Below are 19,314 nucleotides of genomic sequence, written 5' to 3'. Positions count from 1 at the left end.
CTGATGTCATTCTTCACTTTAATATTTGCTTCTCATTTCATTTTACCGATACTTCTTATATGTTTAACTAAAGAAGATCATGTAAAAGGAGATCATATGATTAGAACCATTTCTATAAACGATGATTGTGAATTGATAAAAGACTTGCCAATAGCTGAACTAATTAAAAAAAAGAATTTTTGGTTTTGGGTTGATTTTAATTGTCCTACTGAAGAAGAATTAGATTTTTTGAATGATCCGTTAAACTTCCATCCGTTAGCTATTGATGACTGTTTACATATATTGCAAAGACCGAAGTTGGACTACTATGAGGACTATACGTTTTTTGTTGCTCAAGCGATAAATCCCACTACCTTTTCAAGAGAAGAAGTAGATATATTCTTAGGGGAAAATTACATTATCACTTTTCACCATGAACCCTCACCAGAAATTGATGCGGTTTGGGAGCGGGTTGGTCATTCCAAGAATCTTGATAAATGGGAACCAACCCTGGTTTTGTATCATGTGATGGATAAAATTGTAGACAATTATTTTCCGCTAGTCTATCAGGTAGAAGACACTTTAGATGAAATAAATGTAAACTCAAGAAAACGATCAATGGAATCATTACTAAAAAAATTGTTTGAGGCCAGGCAGGATCTCTTATCATTAAGACACACGGTTTCACCCATGAGAGATCTAACCTATCGAATGATAAAATCCCAACGACTTACAGGGATTCAAGGGAAGATGGAGTATTTTTCGGATATTCATGACCATTTATTAAAGCTGGTTGAAATGCTAGAGGCATGTCGTGAACTAACCGCAGATATGAGAGATGGCTATATTTCACTGAATTCTCACCAAACCAATCGAGTGATGAAAGTATTAACAGTCATAACAACTATTTTTATGCCGCTAACCTTTATTGCCGGTATTTATGGAATGAATTTTGACTATATGCCAGAGTTAAAATGGAAATACGGATACTTCCAAACTCTTTTTGTGATGTTTGCTGTGGGGATGGGAATGTTTCTTTGGTTTAGGAAAAAAGGGTTGTTTAAGTAAGGATCATGGTCATCTGAAGAAGGGGTAACAAAAAAATATTATTGCTGAGTGTTTTTACTTGTCAATCGATATGCGATTTTTAGTGTGAGATCAATAGATATTTAAAATGTTTTTTGAGTGTATCTCCACATTATCCCAGCCACTTAATTATTTTAAATGAGATGACTTTACTAATCAAAACAACGTGAACTACTGTTGCTTATACTCTCCTATAAGCTTTCATTCCAAATATATATGAAATCATTATGATTAATATCATCCAATCAATAGACAACCACAAATCTTTTCCAACAGCATCTGAATATAATAGATTTCTGATTGTTTGAATAATTGGGGTCATTGGTTGATATTCTGCGAAGAGACGTACTACCTTTGGCATTACATCCAGAGGAACAAATGCGGAACTGACAAAAAGCACAAGATGTAAGAGAAGGAACTAGCTCCTTCAATACTTCCAGCAGCCAATCCGAAAGGAACTAAAAAGCCATTAGAAGCAGATTTATGGGCAGACTCAATTGCTAACGATATATATGGAAGAATATATGATGGGTACGTGACTCCGGACTATAAGTGTATATCCCTTGGCCTTTTACCATAGCCTCATTCATCGAGTTTACGGTTAAGGCAGAAACGAGTTCTATAGATAATCATTTCGTGTATAAATTCTGGGTGACTATTAGCATTAAGGAATGATTTTAAGATTAATTACTAGAATGGCCTTCGAAATGAAGGCTGTTTTACTTTTTTAAGATCCACTGGTTGTTCTAATAGAATATATACTGAGTTTACAAGGACAAGTAGTCCGAGTATGATATTGAAGGAGCTAAAAAGTAAAGGAGTTGAGTTTTTTTGAGTAGTCGAAGTTGCAATGAACCCGAACCTTGTTCGGATAACGAGGAAGTCAATAATGAACAAGTCTTAAGGGGGTTGATTACGAAAAAAAACAACAGATTCCTTGAGTGTCTTGTGTACTTTTGTCTTCCTCACTAAAATGAGGAGGTTTTCACAATGTTGAAAATTTATTTGACAAATGAACAAGGGATTCTTGAAGAACAAAATGTAATCAGCGTTGGATGCTGGGTTAATATTGTTTCTCCAACCGAACAGGAGATTAATGAGGTTGCTACTACTTTACAAATTCCAATAGATTTCCTAAAAGATCCATTAGACGAAGAAGAACGATCAAGGATTGAGAGAGACGAAGATAATATTTTAATTATCGTCAATCTTCCACTAGTTTCTGTTGATGAAAATGACATCCCTATTTACGATACAATTCCATTGGGAATGATCATAGCGAAAAATTGCTTTATTACTGTATGTCTAAAAGATAACCCGATTTTTCACTTGTTCGCACAAAATAAAGTAAAGAAATTTTTCACCTATAAGAAAACAAGGTTCTCTTTTCAAATTCTTTATTTAATGGCAACATCTTTTCTCAAATATTTAAAACAAATAATTAAAAAGACGGATATTATTGAAAAGGAACTGCATCAATCTATGAAAAATAAAGAACTTTTTTCATTGTTGAATTTAGAAAAAAGTTTAGTCTATTTCACAACTTCTTTAAAATCTAATAACATCGTGATGCAGAAAATGTTAAAAAGTAGTTACCTGAAAATGTATGAGGATGACCAAGAACTGCTAGAGGATGTTATTATCGAGAATCAACAAGCCATTGAGATGGCTGAAACACATTCAACAATCCTAAGCGGTATGATGGATGCCTTTGCATCGGTCATTTCAAATAATGTGAATATTGTCATGAAATTTCTGACTTCCATTACTATTATCATGTCTTTACCAACAATGGTTGCAAGCTTTTATGGAATGAATGTGCTTATTCCATTCCAATATTATCCTTATTCATTTTTTGTTGCCATTAGTATTTCTTTCATTTTATCTAGTGTCACAGCTGTTATTTTTTGGAAGAAGAGGTTTTTTTAATAACTTGAAATGCCAATGATCTACTAGTAGAACATTGGTTTTTTTATAATATCAGAATTTATATGGGCTAGTGCAACTGAATCCCGCTCCAGCGCCCTGCCCCTCGAGGTCAAATAACCCTAAAAGCCATAGTGAAAGTAGTACTAAAATGGGAGAAAGAATAGAAGTTTTCATTGTCGACAAGGACTTTGAACTCTGTTTGAATGATTTAAAGAGTTAGAATAAAAAATCCATTAATGGTAAATATAACCTATATATAATAGTTTGTCAGAAAGCTGCCCTTCATAAGCGGCTTTTTTTGTGGTACGTCAAAATTAATTATAGCATTTTGTGGAAATTTCAGTCTTTAAAAATAACTATTTGGTAAGTAACATAATTCCACATGTATTACACATCAGGAGGTCAACATGAATTTACTTCGTAAGAAACCATTTCAATCTGAAAATACGATTAATTCTCTTAAACGAGTATTAGGAGCAAAGGCCAAGATTGGGCAGCTGGATTTAAATCGCTCGGAGCCATCGTAGGAATTACTACTGTTCTAATCGTGATGATGTTTGTACAATCACGCCTATTCTTTGCGATTAGTCGAGATGGACTTCTACCTAAGGCTTGTCAAAAATTAATCTTAAAACACAAGTTCCTTTGACAGGCACATGGATCACAGGGATATTAGTTGCCATTTTTGCTGGGTTTGTCCCATTGGGTAAATTAGCTGAATTAACCAGCATAGGAACATTATTCACCTTCGCAACTGTTTCTCTAGGTGTTGCTGTTCTTCGTGTAACACGACCAGAACTAATTAGAGGGTTTAGAACACCGTGGGTTCCTTTAATTCCTGCATTAGCAATAATTTTCTGTATTTATCTTATGATTCAGCTTTCTGCATTTACTTGGACTGGTTTTGTGGTGTGGTTAGCAATTGGTCTTGTTATTTATATTTCATACGGATTTAGAAATAGGCGGCTAAATCCAAAGAATCAAATCAAGAATGAAGGGTAAAAGTAATAATATAGTTTAGAAGCTCATTGTAATGATGGGCTTTTTTTGTCTTTAGTTATTAAAGAAAATGTCTATTTTATTCAGATTAGGAAAACCTATTTAGATACATTGACCTAAGGGTGAGTAGATATGAAGAAAAAAACGATTCCATTTGTCATTTTAACCCTATTGCATCTTATATTATTAGGCTATACATTATTTTATAAAAAGAAACAAAATGTGTGGATACTATTGTTGAGTAGCATTAGCATTGCCTTTGTATTTGAATATTTTGTCCTCAATGTTTTTAAGATGTATATGTATTATCCCAAGGTGTTCAAGAATAAGTGGCAAGACTCGGTATTTGGGGGCATTCTTTCTCAAGCTGTTTTTGTCCCAATCAAGGCCACTTTTCTGGCTTCCTTTCAGTATGGATGGAGAGGTCGAATTATTGCAGGAATTGCATTCTCTTTAGTGGAGCGGCTATTTATCTTTTTAGGAGTCTTTAAGAATATAACTTGGAGGACAACTTATACACTTACCCTAATCCCCATGTACTTTTGGATCGTACAAAAATGGTGGAATGGCTTGCAGAGGAATGTAGATGGTATAAAAAAAGGAACATTGTTCTTTTGTTACTGGACAATTTATACGAATACATATTTTATCCTTACAACTGTTTTTAAAAAGTTTCTGTTCCAAACGGGCTTTGTCCGAAATAAATACAGAGATGACTATTTGACTGGCCCAATCTATACTTTCCTATTAAGTATGATTGGAACCATCAGTACCCTCTTTATGAAAGGAAAATGGAAGATACTAGGTGTGGTTATCATGCATATCTGTGATCAGGCCATTCTAAAATTAGGTATTTTACGAATGAAGAACTGGAATGTGTATGCTTTTCTGCCGCTCCATTTGTTGATGTTACTTGTTGGTGAGCACAGCCAATCCATGATTCAAAAAATAAGTAAGAAGGAATTCATTAAATAGGAAAGTGGCATGTATTCTGATAAGCAACTAGGATATTGAAAGATATGCTACTTATGTAAAATTATGTATTGTCATTGAAAAAAAGCTTTATTGAAAAAAACAAGCATGCCCTTTGTAAGTGGGCATGCTTGTTTCTTCATTAACAGCATTCAGACTCAGGCAATCCTGCAAAAACAAGCTCGCCATCTTTTAAATCTAATGTCATATTTTTAGCCATCTCAAGAATTTTGTTGTCAATTGAAACTCTTACACCATTGACGGTTCTAATTTCATCATCTGCTTCAGGCTCATCCAGAGCCAGTCCAATTTTTGGGCTGCCTCAGCCAAAGCCTGCAAAGAATACTCGTATACCTTCAGCTTTATGCTCTTTTAGGATCTCGAGTATTTTTATATTTGCTTCTTCTGTAATAATCATCGTGTTTCCCCCTTTTTTGTCTATTATATCTGTTTTGGAAATAAACGTCCTAAAGTTTGCTTCATTTCAGGTTTCACCTTTATAACAGGACGAATTGCTATAGCCTGGTTTTCCGCTTCATCAACGCTGTTTGCTATTCCTAATTCAAGGAGACTGCCGATAGCCACAGTACCTGTCCGGTTTTTTCCACCTGAGCAGTGGAAATATACATTTTTCCCATCATTATATTGATTGATTACCTCATTTATTGCTTGTTTTACGGAGTCATCTTGCTGATCTGCATCATCTACGATGGGAAGATGAACACGGTTATATGAATACTCTCCAGGTGTTGCCTCTGCTCGTAAATCATAAACGGTATCTATTCTTTCGTTACTCAATAAAGCATCAATGTCATCGGCACCACCAATGAAAATACGACCTTTTATTAATTCATGATAGTTTTTCACCATATAAGTCACACCTTCTTTCTCTAATTTTCTACTGCCCTCTTTAGCTTCTCATAGCCAGTAATTTCTTCAGCAAGACAAGGGATAATGGCACAGTTATCGGCTAATTCCTGAGATACAGTTTGAATCCACTGCCTTTCAGCAGCTGCTCGCCCTTTTAAAACAGGGTCAATCGTATCTGTAGAAAAAAGACTTTGGTTAATAACCCACCACAATGGAACGATTTCGGCACGTTTTAAATCCTCTTGCAGTCTTTTTGCCTCGAGCACTGGAGTGGCTTCGGCTAAAGTGACGATCACAACGCTTGTTTCCTTCGGATTACGTAGCCTAGGTAAAAGATTTTGTACACTTGCTGGGACTTCACCCGTTGAACGAGCTACTTCTTTATGATAGGACTGTGCTGCATCTAACAAGAGTAGAGTATGCCCGGTTGGTGCGGTGTCAATGACAACAATTTCTTCAAGGGATCGCTCAACGATTTTGGCAAATGCACGAAACACGGCAATTTCTTCTGTACACGGAGAGTTTAAATCCTCTTTTAAATAGGCAAGACCTTCTTCATCTACATGCTCCATCGCAGTTGATAAAACTTCAGCTTTATATAGCTCTACTTCATGAGCGGGATCCACTCGACTAATCGATAAGTTGTCATTTAATCTTGTTTCCTCAAACAATAAATCGAGATGGCTAGCCGGGTCAGTTGTTGTTAAATGTACCTTATGTCCCTTTTCTACGAGTCCGACTGCTATCATTGAAGCAACCGTCGTTTTTCCAACTCCGCCCTTACCCATTGTGAAAATAATGCGAGTGCCATTTGAAGAGAAGGCAGATACCATCGATTCTAGGGTTGAAAAGGTATCTTTGTTTAGCGTAATTTCGGATACTGATTCTGACTCTGCTGGGATGAGATTTTCACTGAAAAGATCCCTGAGATTTGAAATGCCAGTTAACGGAAAAGAAACGAAAGGTAGAGAGTAGGTTGTAACTTCATTTAATCCAACGGGCTTGTTTGCAAGTGCAGACCTTTGCCGAGCATAGAAAGCTTCTGAAACCTTATCATGTTCTACAAAGTCTTGAAGTAATCCATTTACAATGAGGCATTGATTCGCAATACCTATTTCTTTTAATTCTGTGGATGCTCTCTGTGCTTCGTACAAAGAAGATTTCTCGGGTCTGGTTACAAGAACTAAAGTTGTCTGCTTTGGATTAGATAAAGCTCTCATCGTTTCAGCGTACAGTTCTTTTTTGCCGGCTAGACCAGCTAAGGGACCAAGGCAGGATGCACCATGTGAGTTTTCTTCTAAAAATCCACTCCATGCAGTGGGGAGCTGGAGAAGTCGCAAGGTATGTCCAGTTGGAGCTGTATCAAAGATAATGTGGTCATACTCTTTTATTATTTGCTCATTTGCTAATAAATTGGTGAACTCATCAAAGGCCGCAATCTCAACGGTACAGGCACCGGACATTTGCTCCTCCATTGTGGAAACAACTGAATCAGGAAGTTTACCTCGAAATGGTCCCACGACTCTTTCGCGGTAGGCAGCGGCGGCTTCTTCAGGATCAAGGTTACATGCATACAGATTCTTAACCTGAGGAATCTCCATAGGTTGATTGCTTATTTCGATGTTAAACACATCTTGTAAATTCGAAGCTGGGTCTGTACTAACAAGTAAAACTTTCTTACCGCGATCTGCAAACGATACAGCTGTAGCACATGCAGTTGATGTTTTGCCAACTCCGCCCTTACCTGTGAAAAAGAGAAAGGGTGTTGTATCAATTTTTGATGGATGAAAAGTTTGAAACACAGTAAATCCCCCTTTCAAATTTAGATGAGTCTTGTTTTGGATTCTTTTTGAGAAAGCTGTGCAATGTCTAATTCAAACCAATCTGCTAGCTCTTGGTTTGTTGGGTAGATCCCTATTTTGACAATTTCTCCGTTTAATACAACAGCAGGCAGTGAATCAGGTCCTTTTTCATGCAAAAGAGCATTTATAACTGTGTTCTCTACAAATTTAGCTGGATCACTTGCTAAGTTATACCGTGCTATATCAAGTCCTTTTTTCTCCAGGATAAAGAGTGTAGATGAAACTCTAGTTAGCTCCGGATCTACACTTGGACCACACACACCTGTCGGACAGCACATAGCTGGATCAAAAATCTCTAGTTTTGTCATGTAGGATTCCCCCATAAGATATATTCAAAATTCGTAATTACCGCATATTGGCGCTAGTTGAGTCTCATATTTGGAAAGAACGGTAATCAAAAGGCCCGGTTAGGTGCCCGTGTGACATAAGACTTCCATTTTTCACCATGAGCAGTAATCAATAGTGAAAAAGTCGAGAGAAATCAACTCTCGACCTTTATTCTCATTCTCCAGTTTTCGAAAAGCGTTCAATACGCTCGCCAATTTCGTCACGTACACGCTGGAAGAATGCCCATTTTTCTTCATCTGTTCCTTCAGCCTTAGCAGGGTCATCAAACCCCCAGTGAACCTTTTTTACATGTGGAGGCGTAACCGGACAATGGTCAGCGGCATGCCCACATAGAGTAACTACTAAATCTGCTTTATTTAAAAGCACTGGATCAATGACATCAGAGGTTTGTGTAGAAATATCAATATTAGCTTCATTCATTGCCTTGACTGCATTTGGGTTTAAGCCATGTGCTTCTAAGCCTGCACTATAAACATCCCACTCATTACCTAAGTGTTTCTTTGCCCAGCCTTCAGCCATTTGGCTTCTACATGAGTTTCCAGTACATAAGAAATAAATCATTTTTTTTGACATAATCATTTGGCCCCTTTACTTGGTGGTGTATTAGTTGTTTTTTAAGAGAGTGTCAATACTATTTGAATCTACATAATAGAGGGAATCTACTAAATCTTCATAACTCATCCCAAGAGCTCTTGCTAAATGATGGATGAAAAATTTTGAAGGTGATGTTGTGTTTTGCTCTGTTTTTAATAGATAATCCGTTGTTACTTGTAATTCAGTGGCTAACTCCTGAGTACTTAGTTCCATTTTTTCACGAAGAAGTCGAATGGTTTGACCAAAATCTTCTCGTCGTTTGAGGTCATCTAGATTCTTTTCAGTTAGACTAATGGCAATGCCTGCATCTCCACCATAGAATCGTAAAATTGAATCTTCAATTTCATCTCGTACACGTCTGAACTCTTCTAGTGTTTCCTCGTCACTCCCAATAAATTTAGCTGGATCATCAAATCCCCAATGGTAATGTTTAGAACGCGGGATTGAGATTGGACATCTCTCTTTTGCATCCTTACAAAGGGTTATGACATAATCAGCTCCGGTTAAAAGGCTTGCCGTTACCGTGTCAGATGTTTGAGTGGAGATATCCAATCCAGCCTCCTTCATGACTTGGATAGCCTCCCGATTTACACCCTTCGCTTCAATACCTGCACTGAAGATGTCGTAATCATTACCTAGATACTTTTTCGCAAATCCTTCGGCCATTTGACTTCTGCATGAGTTACCCGTACATAAGAAATAGATGGATGGCTTCGACATGTTCACACGCTCCCAATTTTATAAAATGAGTAACCATAGATATAAGCCGATGAGTGTGATTAGAAGTGTTGGGACTGTCAGGACAATTCCTACCTTAAAATAGTAACCCCATGATATTTTGACACCTTTTGTTGATAAGACATGTAACCAAAGTAGAGTTGCAAGTGAACCAATTGGTGTGATTTTTGGTCCTAAGTCAGATCCGATAATATTTGAATAGATTAATGCTTCACGGATCACGCCGGTTGTATCGGTTTCAGCAATCGCAAGAGCGTCAATCATCACAGTTGGCATGTTATTCATAAACGATGATAGAATGGCAGCAATAAAGCCCATTGAAATCGTAGCTACAAATAATCCTTGATCGGCTGCTAGCTGAATTAGATCTGCCAGAATTGTTGTTAATCCTTCATTTCGAAGTCCATATACTACTACGTACATACCAATCGAGAAAAACACGATGGCCCAGGGTGCACCTTTTAATACAGTTTTCGTATCCACAGCGGAGCTGCTTCTAGCGATAAATAAGAAGATAATGGCGATCACACCCGCTATAAACGAAACGGGAATTCCTGCAAATTCACTTGCAAAATATCCAATCAATAAGGCTGATAGAACAAACCAAGAGAGCTTAAACATCTTGTGATCCTTGATGGCTTCTTTTGGTTCTTTTAAGTCTGATACATTGTATTTTGTAGGAATGTCTTTTCTGAAAAATAGGAAAAGCACTAGGATACTTGCTGCTAAAGAGAACATGTTGGGTACGATCATTCTGCTTGCATATTCAACAAAACCGATATTGAAAAAGTCTGCAGAAACAATGTTCACTAAGTTACTTACGACAAAAGGAAGCGAGGTCGTGTCTGCAATGAATCCACTTGCCATAATAAAAGGTAGGATCATTTGATCTTTAAACTTCAAGGCTCTTACCATTGCCAGAACGATAGGTGTCAGAATTAGTGCTGCTCCGTCGTTTGCAAAGAAGGCAGCCACAACCGAACCAAGAACAGTCACGAGTAAGAACATTTTAATTCCGTTCCCACCAGCATAGCGAGCCATGTGTAAGGCAGACCATTCAAAGAATCCAATTTCATCAAGAATCAGAGAAATAATGATGAGTGCGATAAATGTTAATGTGGCGTTCCAAACGATTCCTGTTACGTCTACCACATCCTGTAAGGAAACCACCCCTACTAAAAGGGCAAGTAATGCTCCTCCACATGCTGACCAACCAATGGATAGACCTTTTGGCTGCCAGATGACAAGTACAAGTGTTACTAAAAATATGACGATAGCCAATATAGTTGATATCATGTTGTCCCTCCTAATTACTCACAGGAAATTCGTAAACCTTGAGCTTCTAATTCTTTTAGTTTGAAGTCTTGATCGGGTAAGAAGCCCAGGATCTCTTTTACAAGAGGATAATACTCACTATCCTTATTTAAGGAGTACATAATCCATTGTCCTTTTCTTGCTTCCTGTACAATTCCAGCATCCTTTACTTTGCGGAGATGCTGGCTGATTGCCGGTTGACTCGTTTTGAAGATTTCTACAAATTCACATACACAGCAGTCATTTGAATCTAAAAGCTTAATCATCGTTAATCTTGTTTTATCCCCTAACAGCTTTAAAATCGACGAGACTTTCTCTAAATCCACCTTTGATTCCACTATATGTCCACCTCCTAATAACTATATAATAATCTACTTATATAATAAAACGATTATATCCTTTTTGCAATGATCCTTTTATTAATAGTTTGTAAAGAACGTGTTTCTTCATATAATAGTCTCTCAAAAAAACCAAGTATTAAAAGATATTTAAAACCTTTTTTAAAAAAAGTGATCCAAATAAATAAACACCTCGTTAGCCTATATGTAAAAACAAATAAAACAATCCAAAATCAGAAAGGGAGTTTTACAAAATGAATTTCAAAAAATCACTAATCGCAATTCCACTTAGTCTATCGCTATTAATTCCAACAGTTGGAGTAGTAAGTGCAAATGAGCATTCACATTCAATGTCGGCTCCAACCGTATCAACACCAGCATGCCTCAGCATTGGAAGAAAGCTTAAAAATGCATGTTGATGAACTACTATTAGCCTATTTGCACACATTCCAACGCATGCAAGTAACGCATCGTGTAACCCTTCTTGTGCCAAAATAAAGTCCTTCATTACCTTCCCTTGCTTTTGAACAGGATTACAATCCCGCCGCAAGTAAGATCTCCCCTAGAGGAGTTTCACTGTTAATGTCTGGTTCTAATGTAATCGCGACTGTATCCCAATCGAGCTCTGATAGATTGTCCATTTGATACGTTACCATTCCGATACCATCTTCGTTAGGTACAAATGAACCAGCACGATAAGGTTTACCATCTTCAAGTAACCATACCTGATAGACTTGTTCATCCTAACATTGATTGTCGTGGTTGCCATTAGTTCATTCGGAGTAGCGGGTGTAGGCGGAGGCGCAACATTTGCAGCTATAATTGTTTTAGCTGCTATGGATCTACCAGTAGCGTTAGCTGGCCTATTAATCTCTGTTGAGCCACTGATCGACATGGGCCGTACTGCCCTTAATGTTAGTGGAAGTATGACAGCGGGTGTTCTAACGAGTAAAGTAACAGGTGAATTAGATACGGCTGTATATTTAGAGCCAAAACAAAGTATAGATGCTTAATAGGAGGGCGGGTGGGAAACTTTCCACCCGTTTTTTATTTGAAGATAAGCTTGAATTATGTTTATGTATCAAAACGGGAGGGTATCCCTTATAATCTCTTTATGCTTAAAATTACAGCAAAGAGGTTATTAATATGAGATTAAGAGATTGGGATACTAATTTAAAGGTCCGATTATATGGTGAGTTTTTTGTAAATGTCCTTTTCTGGATGTTCTTTCCGTTCATGGCGATTTATTTCGCAGATGAATTTGGTAAGGTTACAGCTGGTTTATTATTAGTTTTTTCACAGGTTTTTGGAGTTCTAGCTAATTTGGTAGGTGGCTACTGTGCCGATCATTTCGGGCGCAAACGCATGATGGTAGTAGCTTCATATGGGCAAGGTCTTTCGTTTTTGGTTTTTGCGATGGCAAATTCGGTATGGTTAGACTCACCGATGATTAGTTTTATATGTTTTACACTGAATGGTGTATTTGGATCGTTATATTGGCCGGCAAGTCAGGCAATGGTCGCAGATGTCGTCGAAGAGAAAGACCGCAGCTCGGTTTTTGCCATGTTTTACACAGCGATCAATATTGCCGTGGTGTTCGGTCCAGTAATTGGAGGGATCTTCTTCTTTCAGCACCGTTTTGAATTACTACTAGTGGCGGGTTTGACTAGTGTTGTTTTAGGATTTTTATTGCATAAGCTTATAAAAGAAACAGCACCTGGATTGCAGAAGCTTAGGGTTAAAACTTCTGAGAAAGAAACGTGGTATGGAGCAATCGCGAAACAGATTGCTGATTATAAAGTGATTATTCAAGATCGAACGTTTCTTTTGTTTATCATTGCTGGAGTTCTTGGTGCTCAAACCTTTATGCAGTTAGACTTGTTAATGGCGGTTTATACAAAAGAATTAGTGCCACTACAAACGCTGCTTGCCTTTGGCGAGTGGAAGCTAGTGCTTGGTGGGGAACAAGCATTGGGCTTAATTATTGCGTTTAATGGATTTATGGTGGCTCTGCTTACTGTTTTTATTACGAAACAGGCAGATAGATTTAGAGAGCGTGATGTGTTTATTGCGTCAGCTTTGCTCTATGGTGCAGGGATTTTCTTATTTGGCCAAACAACGTGGATCTGGGTTCTGTTAGCAGCGATGGTACTTTTCACATTTGCTGAAATTATGGTTGTTGGAATTCAGCAGAGCTTTGTTTCGAAGCTGTCCCCAGAGGATATGAGAGGGCAATACTTTGCAGCGGCGAGCCTGCGATTTACGCTTGGCCGAACACTAGCACCCCTTTCTATCTCACTATCTTTATGGTGGGGATATGATTGGACGTTTATTAGTCTCGCGGTGTTGTGTGTGTTGAGTGCAGTGATCTACTATGTGATGTATCACCAGTTTGAGAAGCAGAAAGAGCAAGTGGTTGGCGAGAAAGTGTCGGTTTAATGGAGGGCCTCCTAAGTGTAGGGGGCTTTTTTGAATATCGATATTTATATGGGATAGTGCATCTGAATCTGGCTCCAGCACCCAGCCCCTCGAGCTCAAATAACCCTTCAAGAATAAAAGGGAAAAGCACCCTTTTTTTCTTGAAGGAACATTTGCTTGTCGGGGCAAAACGGGGTGCTTGCGCCTTTTGTTCTTTTTCAGAACACTGGCTATGCCTGGGTTAAACGGGGTGCCCCCTGCACCTTTTTTTCTGTTGTGTTGGAACTGTGGCGCGCGCGGATAGGTGTCTGGGTACCTTTTGTGTGGGGAAAAATGGATAAATATTGATAAGTGATTGATTCTGGTTGATATATTTGAAATTTGATTGATATATAGGTCAAATCAGTTGATATATGCTGACATCGATTGATATATGAGAATTCTGATTGATATCCTAAATTTGCAGCGGAATGTAATTGAGGAAACTTAATATACTTATCAGAATTAGCAGGAATTCCACTATCACATGCTGAATTATCTGATGACAACAGAAAGGAGTGGCAGTTTGATAGTAAAAAAACGTGAAAAACCCATCCACATTCAACAAATTGAAGCTTTAAGTAGCAGAATCTCTAAGGTTCATCCGAAATATCAAATTATCTTTGAGAGATTATTACGAGAGAATGCAGGATATTATGGGGAGAAGGCGACAGATTTCCATTTAAGTTTTCTACCAGAGGAAAAGTACCTCATTCTACACAACATGCGCCTCTTTGATGGCAAGAACTATTTTCAAATCGACACGTTGCTCCTAACCACGTCCTTCATCCAAATCCTCGAAATTAAGAATCTAAAAGGAATCCTTATTTTCGATCCTGAATTTAATCAACTAATCCGAATCCTAGATGGAATAGAAGAAGGCTTCCCTGATCCCATTTTACAAGTTGAAAGACAAACCACACAATTGAAGTATTGGTTAGTTTCTCAGAACCTTCCAAGCATCCCAATAGAATCTTTAGTTGTGATTAGTAATCCAAGCTCCATTATAAAAGCCGCAAGTAAACCACATTTAGTCTCCAAAAAAGTCATTCATAGCGGAAAACTTCCGCTCAAACTAACTCAATTTGAACAGATCCATCGTGATGAAATTCTATCATTAAAAGAGTTGAAAAAACTATCGCGTCTGCTTTTAAAGAAGCATGAGCCTCTACTGCTAGATATTCTTGAGAAATATCAGCTTACTAGGAAAGATATCATTACAGGAATTCATTGTCCCCATTGCAAGCAACTGGGATTGAAAAGGTTGAGCGGTAGCTGGCATTGTATAGCATGTAATAGCACCTCAAAGGATGCGCATTATTCAGGTCTCAAGGATATCGCATTGTTACTAGACTCATCCATATCAAATAAGGAGGCAAGGGAATTCCTGCATATTAAGTCCCAAGCAGTTGCTACTAAATTATTATCATCTATGAGTCTGCCCTATACAGGTGAAAACAAGGGAAGGCGATATGACTTGTCGCAGTTTATATAATTGATATATAATCCTACTTGACTTATTGAGCGACCCCTATTAATATAAATTCTACACTAAATTACTTTAACGCTTAAAAGCGTCTAAGTAATAATATACCTTTAGCTTGCAACATAGTAGCTCCTCATTTACAGCAAATAGAGACTGGATGGTCGGTGAGAATTCTGGGAAGAGAAGAGTGAAATTCCACTACAGTGAAATGCTACAGTAAAATGAATTGAATAGGCTATAAGTCTATTAAATAGGGTGGTACCGCGGAGAATCTCTTCGTCCCATGTATAATATTTGGGATGGGGAGGTTTTTTTAGTTTTTTAAGCGATATTATCAAAGGAGTGAACATCATGAAGGGGTTACAAAGAGGGTTAAACAAGTGGCATGGCTATGCCATAATGATTGGCGGAATGATTGGTTCTGGAATATTTGTTGTGACAGGAGAAGTGGGCGGGATTGCCGGTCCGTCTGTACCACTAGGTTACATTGTACTACTGCCCATGTTACTAGCATCTGCACTCGCATACCTCGTTTATTTAAGCACTCCACTTGGAAATAGTCCTGGTGGAGCGTACATTCATATAAGTCGAACGTTCAAGAGCTATTTTGCAGGATTCATATTCATGTGGTTTCAATATATTGCCTTGCTTGGTGTCATGGCGGTCATTTCCATATCCTTTGGGGATTTTCTTGCTAGTTTGATAGGATTCGATCAACCATTAGTATTAGCGTCTGCACTTTTATTATTTTTCTTTATTTTAAATGTTACGGGTGTGAAATGGTTCGGGCAAATTCAGTTGATCATGACCGTCATTTTGTTTATTGCAATCGTTGTTTTAGTTGTTCCTGGTCTATTTTTTGTTGACATGGGCAACTATGAAATACTATTTCCATTTGGATTTGAAGGTTTTTTAAGTATTTTACCGAGTTTATTTTTTGCTTACTTTGGATTTGAGCAAATTGCCCAGGCTGGAGGAAAATGAAGAATGCTCAAAAAGAATTACCCAAAACCATGCTTCGCGGTTCTTTAATCACAATGGTCATTTGCTTAGATTACGAAAAGCAAATATCGAATCATTCTTAAAACAAGGAGAAATCCTTGTTTTGCTTGTGAGAACTAAATAATTGAATGGGATTTCGAATTCACAGAGTATACTAATGAATTGGTAAAATAATGGAAATGCACTTAAAGCTTATGCATAATTGCTCATTTATTGTATAATGAAAAGTATTAAATAAGAGAGGGGGATGGACATGACTGATGTACGTTTTGATAAGTTATTACATGTAATGCTTGAGATTAAGGAAACTGTTGGTGTTTTGGTTCAGAAAGTAGACAAGCTTGAACAGAAAGTAGACAAGCTTGAACAGAAAGTAGACAAGCTTGAACAGAAAGTAGACAAACTTGAAGAGAAACTAGACAACCTTGAGCTTGGGCAAAACGAAATGAATAATAAATTGGATAAGCTAAATGGTCATATTGATTTATTAGCACAAAAGCAATGGGACAATGAAAAGGATATTTACACCATTAAAAAGTCAATGGGATTCGTGTAATAGCCACATCTCAAGCTCACTAGAAATCGATCCTCTTGTTCTCCTCAAAATACCAATCACCAAGATTACACTCATTAAATATTTCCTTTTAAAAGGTGTCCGTCCCATCTGCTTAAGCAGATGGTGACAGGCACCTTTTGTCGGGTATATTATTGTTTTTGTGGTAAAATCATACAATAAAATAAAATAGATAAAGAGAGTAGGAAAAAAATGGCGGAAAGTAATTACATAAAAATAAATGCCTTTTTATTACTTGCAGTAATACCTCTTTCAATAATTGGGTATCTCTTTACGGTGCATAACGAATCATTTTTTTTCCTATATGAATGGCTTTTGGTCGTAATAATTGTGAGTTCAATGATTTTGTCAGTTATAAGTGTTAGTAGAACAAAGACAGACTTAAGGTGGGCATCAATCTCCATTCTGGCTTTTCTAATCCAATTCTCAGTCCTGGGCCTATTTTTAGGACCATTTACTGAATATGGCCTTTTCACAGTATTCTATATTGTTACATTCATCGCTTTTGCAGTCTATGTTGTAACCCTTAGAAAAATAAATCAATTCAAGTTCCTACCTATTATATTTATCATCATCTCTATAGTGTTCACATTATATATGATTCTTTTAAACAGTTTGTGGGGAAGCGATATTAGCTAAGCTTACATCAATGCAACCAAATTGATGATTTCCTTAAAGAGAGATCGAAACAGAATTTGATCTTTTCTTTTTTACTGGTTAAACATCGTAATCAAAAGAAAAGATTGTTGAGAAGGAGAAAAAAATGAATGGTAAATATCAGAAGTTAATTTCATGGGTTGAGGATATAAAGGAACAAAATCATAGTTCTGCAGCGGGATTGCTGGTCCTTAAAGATAATCGTGTCGTTTTAGAGCATTACAGTGGGAATCATTCTAATTCAGGGAATTCGAGATTGATAGATGCGAATTCACAGTTCAATGTGGCTTCAGCTAGAAAGAGTTATTTAGGTTTGGCAGTAGCTTACGCCCTCTATGAAGGAAAGATTAATAGTATCGATGATTGTGTTACAGATTACTTTACCGATTTGGACAGTGAGTTACTTAGGAAGACAACATTGCGACATCTTGTCACACACTCTCATGGACTCAACGAAGATGAGAAGGGAAACATGTATAGAGAGTTTGAGCCTGGAGAAGGCTGGGCTTACAGAGGGATTAATGTTGAATTGATGACCAAGCTCTTTCAAAGGATATATAACAAGAACTTTTCGGAGTTATTAAAGGAAAGGATATTTAACCCGTTGAATTTCAAGGAAAGTACCTGGCAAACAGAAGACAATGACAACCTTGTGAAAGTGATCAATGACCCAAAGCAACCTAGAACATCAAAATTAGGTACCACTAATAACGGTATGGACTCAAACCTATTTGTGTCGACAAGAGAATTTGCGGACTGGGGAAACCTTCATTTGAATAGAGGTGTTTTGTTACAATAAAACATTTAGAAACTTTATCCAAAATCTATTTATTGATCAGCTTTATCTATTATAATAATACAATAGTCGTCTTAGTTTTTTCAATTTACATATACAAAATTTACAATACAATATTTAAAAAGTTTATAGACAATCACTAAACCCCTTTGCATAAATATTCACATATCTAAAATTGAACTCCTTCACCTGTAGCTCTTAATAAAGGTTTAATCAAAAGTATCATTTGAACATGAATTATTGGTGTTATGCAGGTCAAGTTTATATAAAGATGCTTTTCCCAAGCATTTCTTCCGCAATCCGGTCAATTATTATATAGTTTTTATGCAACTATTAGTAACCAGAATGCACAAACTACATCTGTCATTACTCCTGTTCCATCTATGAATTTTGATATAGGAGAACAAAGAGCGGATGAAGGTTCTACGCTGTCCGCAGTCCCTTTCTTGTCGTATCTTTAGCCAGTGGCATTGACATAGCTAGTGATATTCAGTCACATACAAAGCCACTGGCCATAAGTTTAGACAGTTAAATTGACAACTGAAAATCCTAAAAGAAGCTCCGTAATTCTTCTTCTAGAATCTCATTTAGCTCTTGTAATGCATCTCTTTTGATTAATAACTCATTTATGTCTTGCCTTAGTCGATCAACCGTAGCTTCCATTTCACAAATTCCCTCTTGTAGCTGTTTCTTATAATCTCGCAATCTTTTTACCATCTCCGATGCTCCATCTTTTCTACAGTTCATTGATTACACGGTGAACATGCGATTCACCTACAATCTTTTTCCCTTGAAGAAATGCATCTAACAGGCTTTGGCTACATAGAGTATTGATCTTTCTAGGCACCCCTTGACTGAAGTTGTAAATGGCTTGAATTGCCTCCTCAGAGAAGATTTCATGTGGAGTTTCTACTACCTTTAATTGATGTTGAATATATGTTTTCGTTTCTCCTTCCGTCAGCCCCGTCACCTGAAACCTCATCTGTATTCTCTGATCAATTGCCTCAAGGTGCTTCACTTTCAACTGGTTACGTAAACTTGGTTGTCCCACTACAATAAGAGAAAGAGGAGACATAGAGTCTTCCTTGAAATTGAGAATAAATCGTAATTCTTGCAACATCGGTTCTGAGAAGTGATGGGCTTCATCAATGACAATGACAGGCGTTTTTCTCTCATTCTCATAGATATCTATCATCAATGACTGATATTGACGTTTCACCTCTGTTGATCTGAAGGCGGGTTGAATGCCAAAGTTCTGTAATACTTCTCGATAAAATAATTTTGGTGTTAGCGCTGAATCACATAAATACAAA

18 protein-coding genes and 5 pseudogenes are annotated in these 19,314 nt (G+C 37.2%); 11 read left to right on the top strand and 12 right to left on the bottom strand.

Annotation, left to right across the window (positions count from 1 at the left end; all coding sequences use genetic code 11):
* Nucleotides 1–96: 96 nt before the first annotated feature.
* The 4 genes and pseudogenes from corA (at nucleotide 97) to ACOI1C_RS13520 (ending at nucleotide 4,968) form a co-directional block, all read left to right on the top strand.
* Nucleotides 97–1,047 carry a magnesium/cobalt transporter CorA gene (corA, locus tag ACOI1C_RS13535; protein WP_422511041.1) on the top strand — a complete coding sequence of 317 codons (951 nt, stop codon included), beginning with the start codon at nucleotides 97–99 and terminating at the stop codon, nucleotides 1,045–1,047.
* A gap of 1,008 nt (nucleotides 1,048–2,055) precedes the next feature.
* The gene (locus tag ACOI1C_RS13530) at nucleotides 2,056–2,994 is read left to right on the top strand and encodes a magnesium transporter CorA family protein (protein WP_422511040.1); all 939 of its coding nucleotides are present in this window, start codon (nucleotides 2,056–2,058) and stop codon (nucleotides 2,992–2,994) included.
* 484 nt (nucleotides 2,995–3,478) lie between these two features.
* Nucleotides 3,479–3,996 (top strand): annotated as a pseudogene (locus ACOI1C_RS13525) (APC family permease); the annotation flags it as partial.
* Between the two features lie 129 nt (nucleotides 3,997–4,125).
* Nucleotides 4,126–4,968 carry a hypothetical protein gene (locus tag ACOI1C_RS13520; RefSeq protein WP_422511039.1) on the top strand — a complete coding sequence of 281 codons (843 nt, stop codon included), beginning with the start codon at nucleotides 4,126–4,128 and terminating at the stop codon, nucleotides 4,966–4,968.
* A gap of 438 nt (nucleotides 4,969–5,406) precedes the next feature.
* Here the strand turns inward: ACOI1C_RS13520 and ACOI1C_RS13515 are convergent, their stop codons facing one another.
* The 10 genes and pseudogenes from ACOI1C_RS13515 to ACOI1C_RS13470 all read right to left on the bottom strand — a co-directional run.
* On the bottom strand, nucleotides 5,407–5,835 hold the full coding sequence (locus ACOI1C_RS13515; protein ID WP_422511038.1) for a protein-tyrosine phosphatase family protein: 429 nt from the start codon (nucleotides 5,833–5,835) through the stop codon (nucleotides 5,407–5,409).
* Between the two features lie 20 nt (nucleotides 5,836–5,855).
* Nucleotides 5,856–7,637, bottom strand: coding sequence for an arsenical pump-driving ATPase (gene arsA / locus ACOI1C_RS13510; RefSeq protein ID WP_422511037.1), 1,782 nt, complete (start codon nucleotides 7,635–7,637; stop codon nucleotides 5,856–5,858).
* Nucleotides 7,638–7,657: 20 nt separating this feature from the next.
* Nucleotides 7,658–8,005, bottom strand: a complete 348-nt coding sequence (gene arsD, locus ACOI1C_RS13505; protein WP_422511036.1) for an arsenite efflux transporter metallochaperone ArsD — start codon at nucleotides 8,003–8,005, stop codon at nucleotides 7,658–7,660.
* Between the two features lie 193 nt (nucleotides 8,006–8,198).
* Entirely contained in the window at nucleotides 8,199–8,618 is a 420-nt protein-coding gene (arsC, locus tag ACOI1C_RS13500; protein ID WP_422511035.1) for an arsenate reductase (thioredoxin), read from the bottom strand.
* A gap of 30 nt (nucleotides 8,619–8,648) precedes the next feature.
* On the bottom strand, nucleotides 8,649–8,933 hold the full coding sequence (locus tag ACOI1C_RS13495) for a helix-turn-helix domain-containing protein (RefSeq protein WP_422511081.1): 285 nt from the start codon (nucleotides 8,931–8,933) through the stop codon (nucleotides 8,649–8,651).
* A gap of 24 nt (nucleotides 8,934–8,957) precedes the next feature.
* Nucleotides 8,958–9,359 (bottom strand): annotated as a pseudogene (gene arsC, locus ACOI1C_RS13490) (arsenate reductase (thioredoxin)); the annotation flags it as partial.
* Nucleotides 9,360–9,377: 18 nt separating this feature from the next.
* Nucleotides 9,378–10,673, bottom strand: coding sequence for an arsenic transporter (locus ACOI1C_RS13485; protein WP_422511034.1), 1,296 nt, complete (start codon nucleotides 10,671–10,673; stop codon nucleotides 9,378–9,380).
* A 14-nt stretch (nucleotides 10,674–10,687) separates the two neighbouring features.
* On the bottom strand, nucleotides 10,688–11,032 hold the full coding sequence (locus tag ACOI1C_RS13480; RefSeq protein ID WP_422511080.1) for an ArsR/SmtB family transcription factor: 345 nt from the start codon (nucleotides 11,030–11,032) through the stop codon (nucleotides 10,688–10,690).
* 244 nt (nucleotides 11,033–11,276) lie between these two features.
* Nucleotides 11,277–11,579, bottom strand: coding sequence for a hypothetical protein (locus ACOI1C_RS13475; protein WP_422511033.1), 303 nt, complete (start codon nucleotides 11,577–11,579; stop codon nucleotides 11,277–11,279).
* Nucleotides 11,563–11,709: pseudogene (locus ACOI1C_RS13470) on the bottom strand (hypothetical protein); the annotation flags it as partial. The pseudogene ACOI1C_RS13470 and the gene ACOI1C_RS13475, both read right to left, overlap by 17 nt.
* A 57-nt stretch (nucleotides 11,710–11,766) precedes the next feature.
* Here ACOI1C_RS13470 and ACOI1C_RS13465 point away from each other — a divergent pair.
* The 7 genes and pseudogenes from ACOI1C_RS13465 to ACOI1C_RS13435 all read left to right on the top strand — a co-directional run.
* A pseudogene (locus tag ACOI1C_RS13465) lies at nucleotides 11,767–12,042 on the top strand (cation:dicarboxylate symporter family transporter); the annotation flags it as partial.
* Nucleotides 12,043–12,175: 133 nt separating this feature from the next.
* The gene (locus ACOI1C_RS13460; protein WP_422511032.1) at nucleotides 12,176–13,468 is read left to right on the top strand and encodes an MDR family MFS transporter; all 1,293 of its coding nucleotides are present in this window, start codon (nucleotides 12,176–12,178) and stop codon (nucleotides 13,466–13,468) included.
* Nucleotides 13,469–14,012: 544 nt separating this feature from the next.
* Nucleotides 14,013–14,981 (top strand): nuclease-related domain-containing protein, encoded by a 969-nt coding sequence (locus ACOI1C_RS13455; protein ID WP_422511031.1) that lies wholly within the window; start codon nucleotides 14,013–14,015, stop codon nucleotides 14,979–14,981.
* Nucleotides 14,982–15,323: 342 nt separating this feature from the next.
* Nucleotides 15,324–15,956 carry an APC family permease gene (locus ACOI1C_RS13450; RefSeq protein ID WP_422511030.1) on the top strand — a complete coding sequence of 211 codons (633 nt, stop codon included), beginning with the start codon at nucleotides 15,324–15,326 and terminating at the stop codon, nucleotides 15,954–15,956.
* Nucleotides 15,957–16,227: 271 nt separating this feature from the next.
* A complete protein-coding gene (locus ACOI1C_RS13445; RefSeq protein WP_422511029.1) occupies nucleotides 16,228–16,530 on the top strand; it encodes a coiled-coil domain-containing protein in 303 nt (100 codons plus the stop codon).
* Between the two features lie 210 nt (nucleotides 16,531–16,740).
* Nucleotides 16,741–17,187, top strand: coding sequence for a hypothetical protein (locus ACOI1C_RS13440; RefSeq protein ID WP_422511028.1), 447 nt, complete (start codon nucleotides 16,741–16,743; stop codon nucleotides 17,185–17,187).
* 124 nt (nucleotides 17,188–17,311) lie between these two features.
* Nucleotides 17,312–17,995: pseudogene (locus ACOI1C_RS13435) on the top strand (serine hydrolase domain-containing protein); the annotation flags it as partial.
* Nucleotides 17,996–18,550: 555 nt separating this feature from the next.
* On the opposite strand, the gene ACOI1C_RS13430 reads toward ACOI1C_RS13435, so the two are convergent.
* Together ACOI1C_RS13430 and ACOI1C_RS13425 are read right to left on the bottom strand one after the other, a co-directional pair.
* On the bottom strand, nucleotides 18,551–18,718 hold the full coding sequence (locus ACOI1C_RS13430; protein WP_422511027.1) for a hypothetical protein: 168 nt from the start codon (nucleotides 18,716–18,718) through the stop codon (nucleotides 18,551–18,553).
* 19 nt (nucleotides 18,719–18,737) lie between these two features.
* Nucleotides 18,738–19,313: an ExeA family protein gene (locus ACOI1C_RS13425; protein ID WP_422511026.1), complete on the bottom strand. Its 576-nt coding sequence runs from the start codon at nucleotides 19,311–19,313 to the stop codon at nucleotides 18,738–18,740.
* Nucleotide 19,314: the final 1 nt, after the last annotated feature.

This window comes from Bacillus sp. DJP31, from assembly GCF_049310945.1.
Taxonomy (GTDB): Bacteria; Bacillota; Bacilli; order Bacillales; family SA4; genus Bacillus_BS.
The sequence above is the reverse complement of the archived record's forward strand: the minus strand, read 5'-3'. Positions and strand labels throughout refer to the sequence as shown.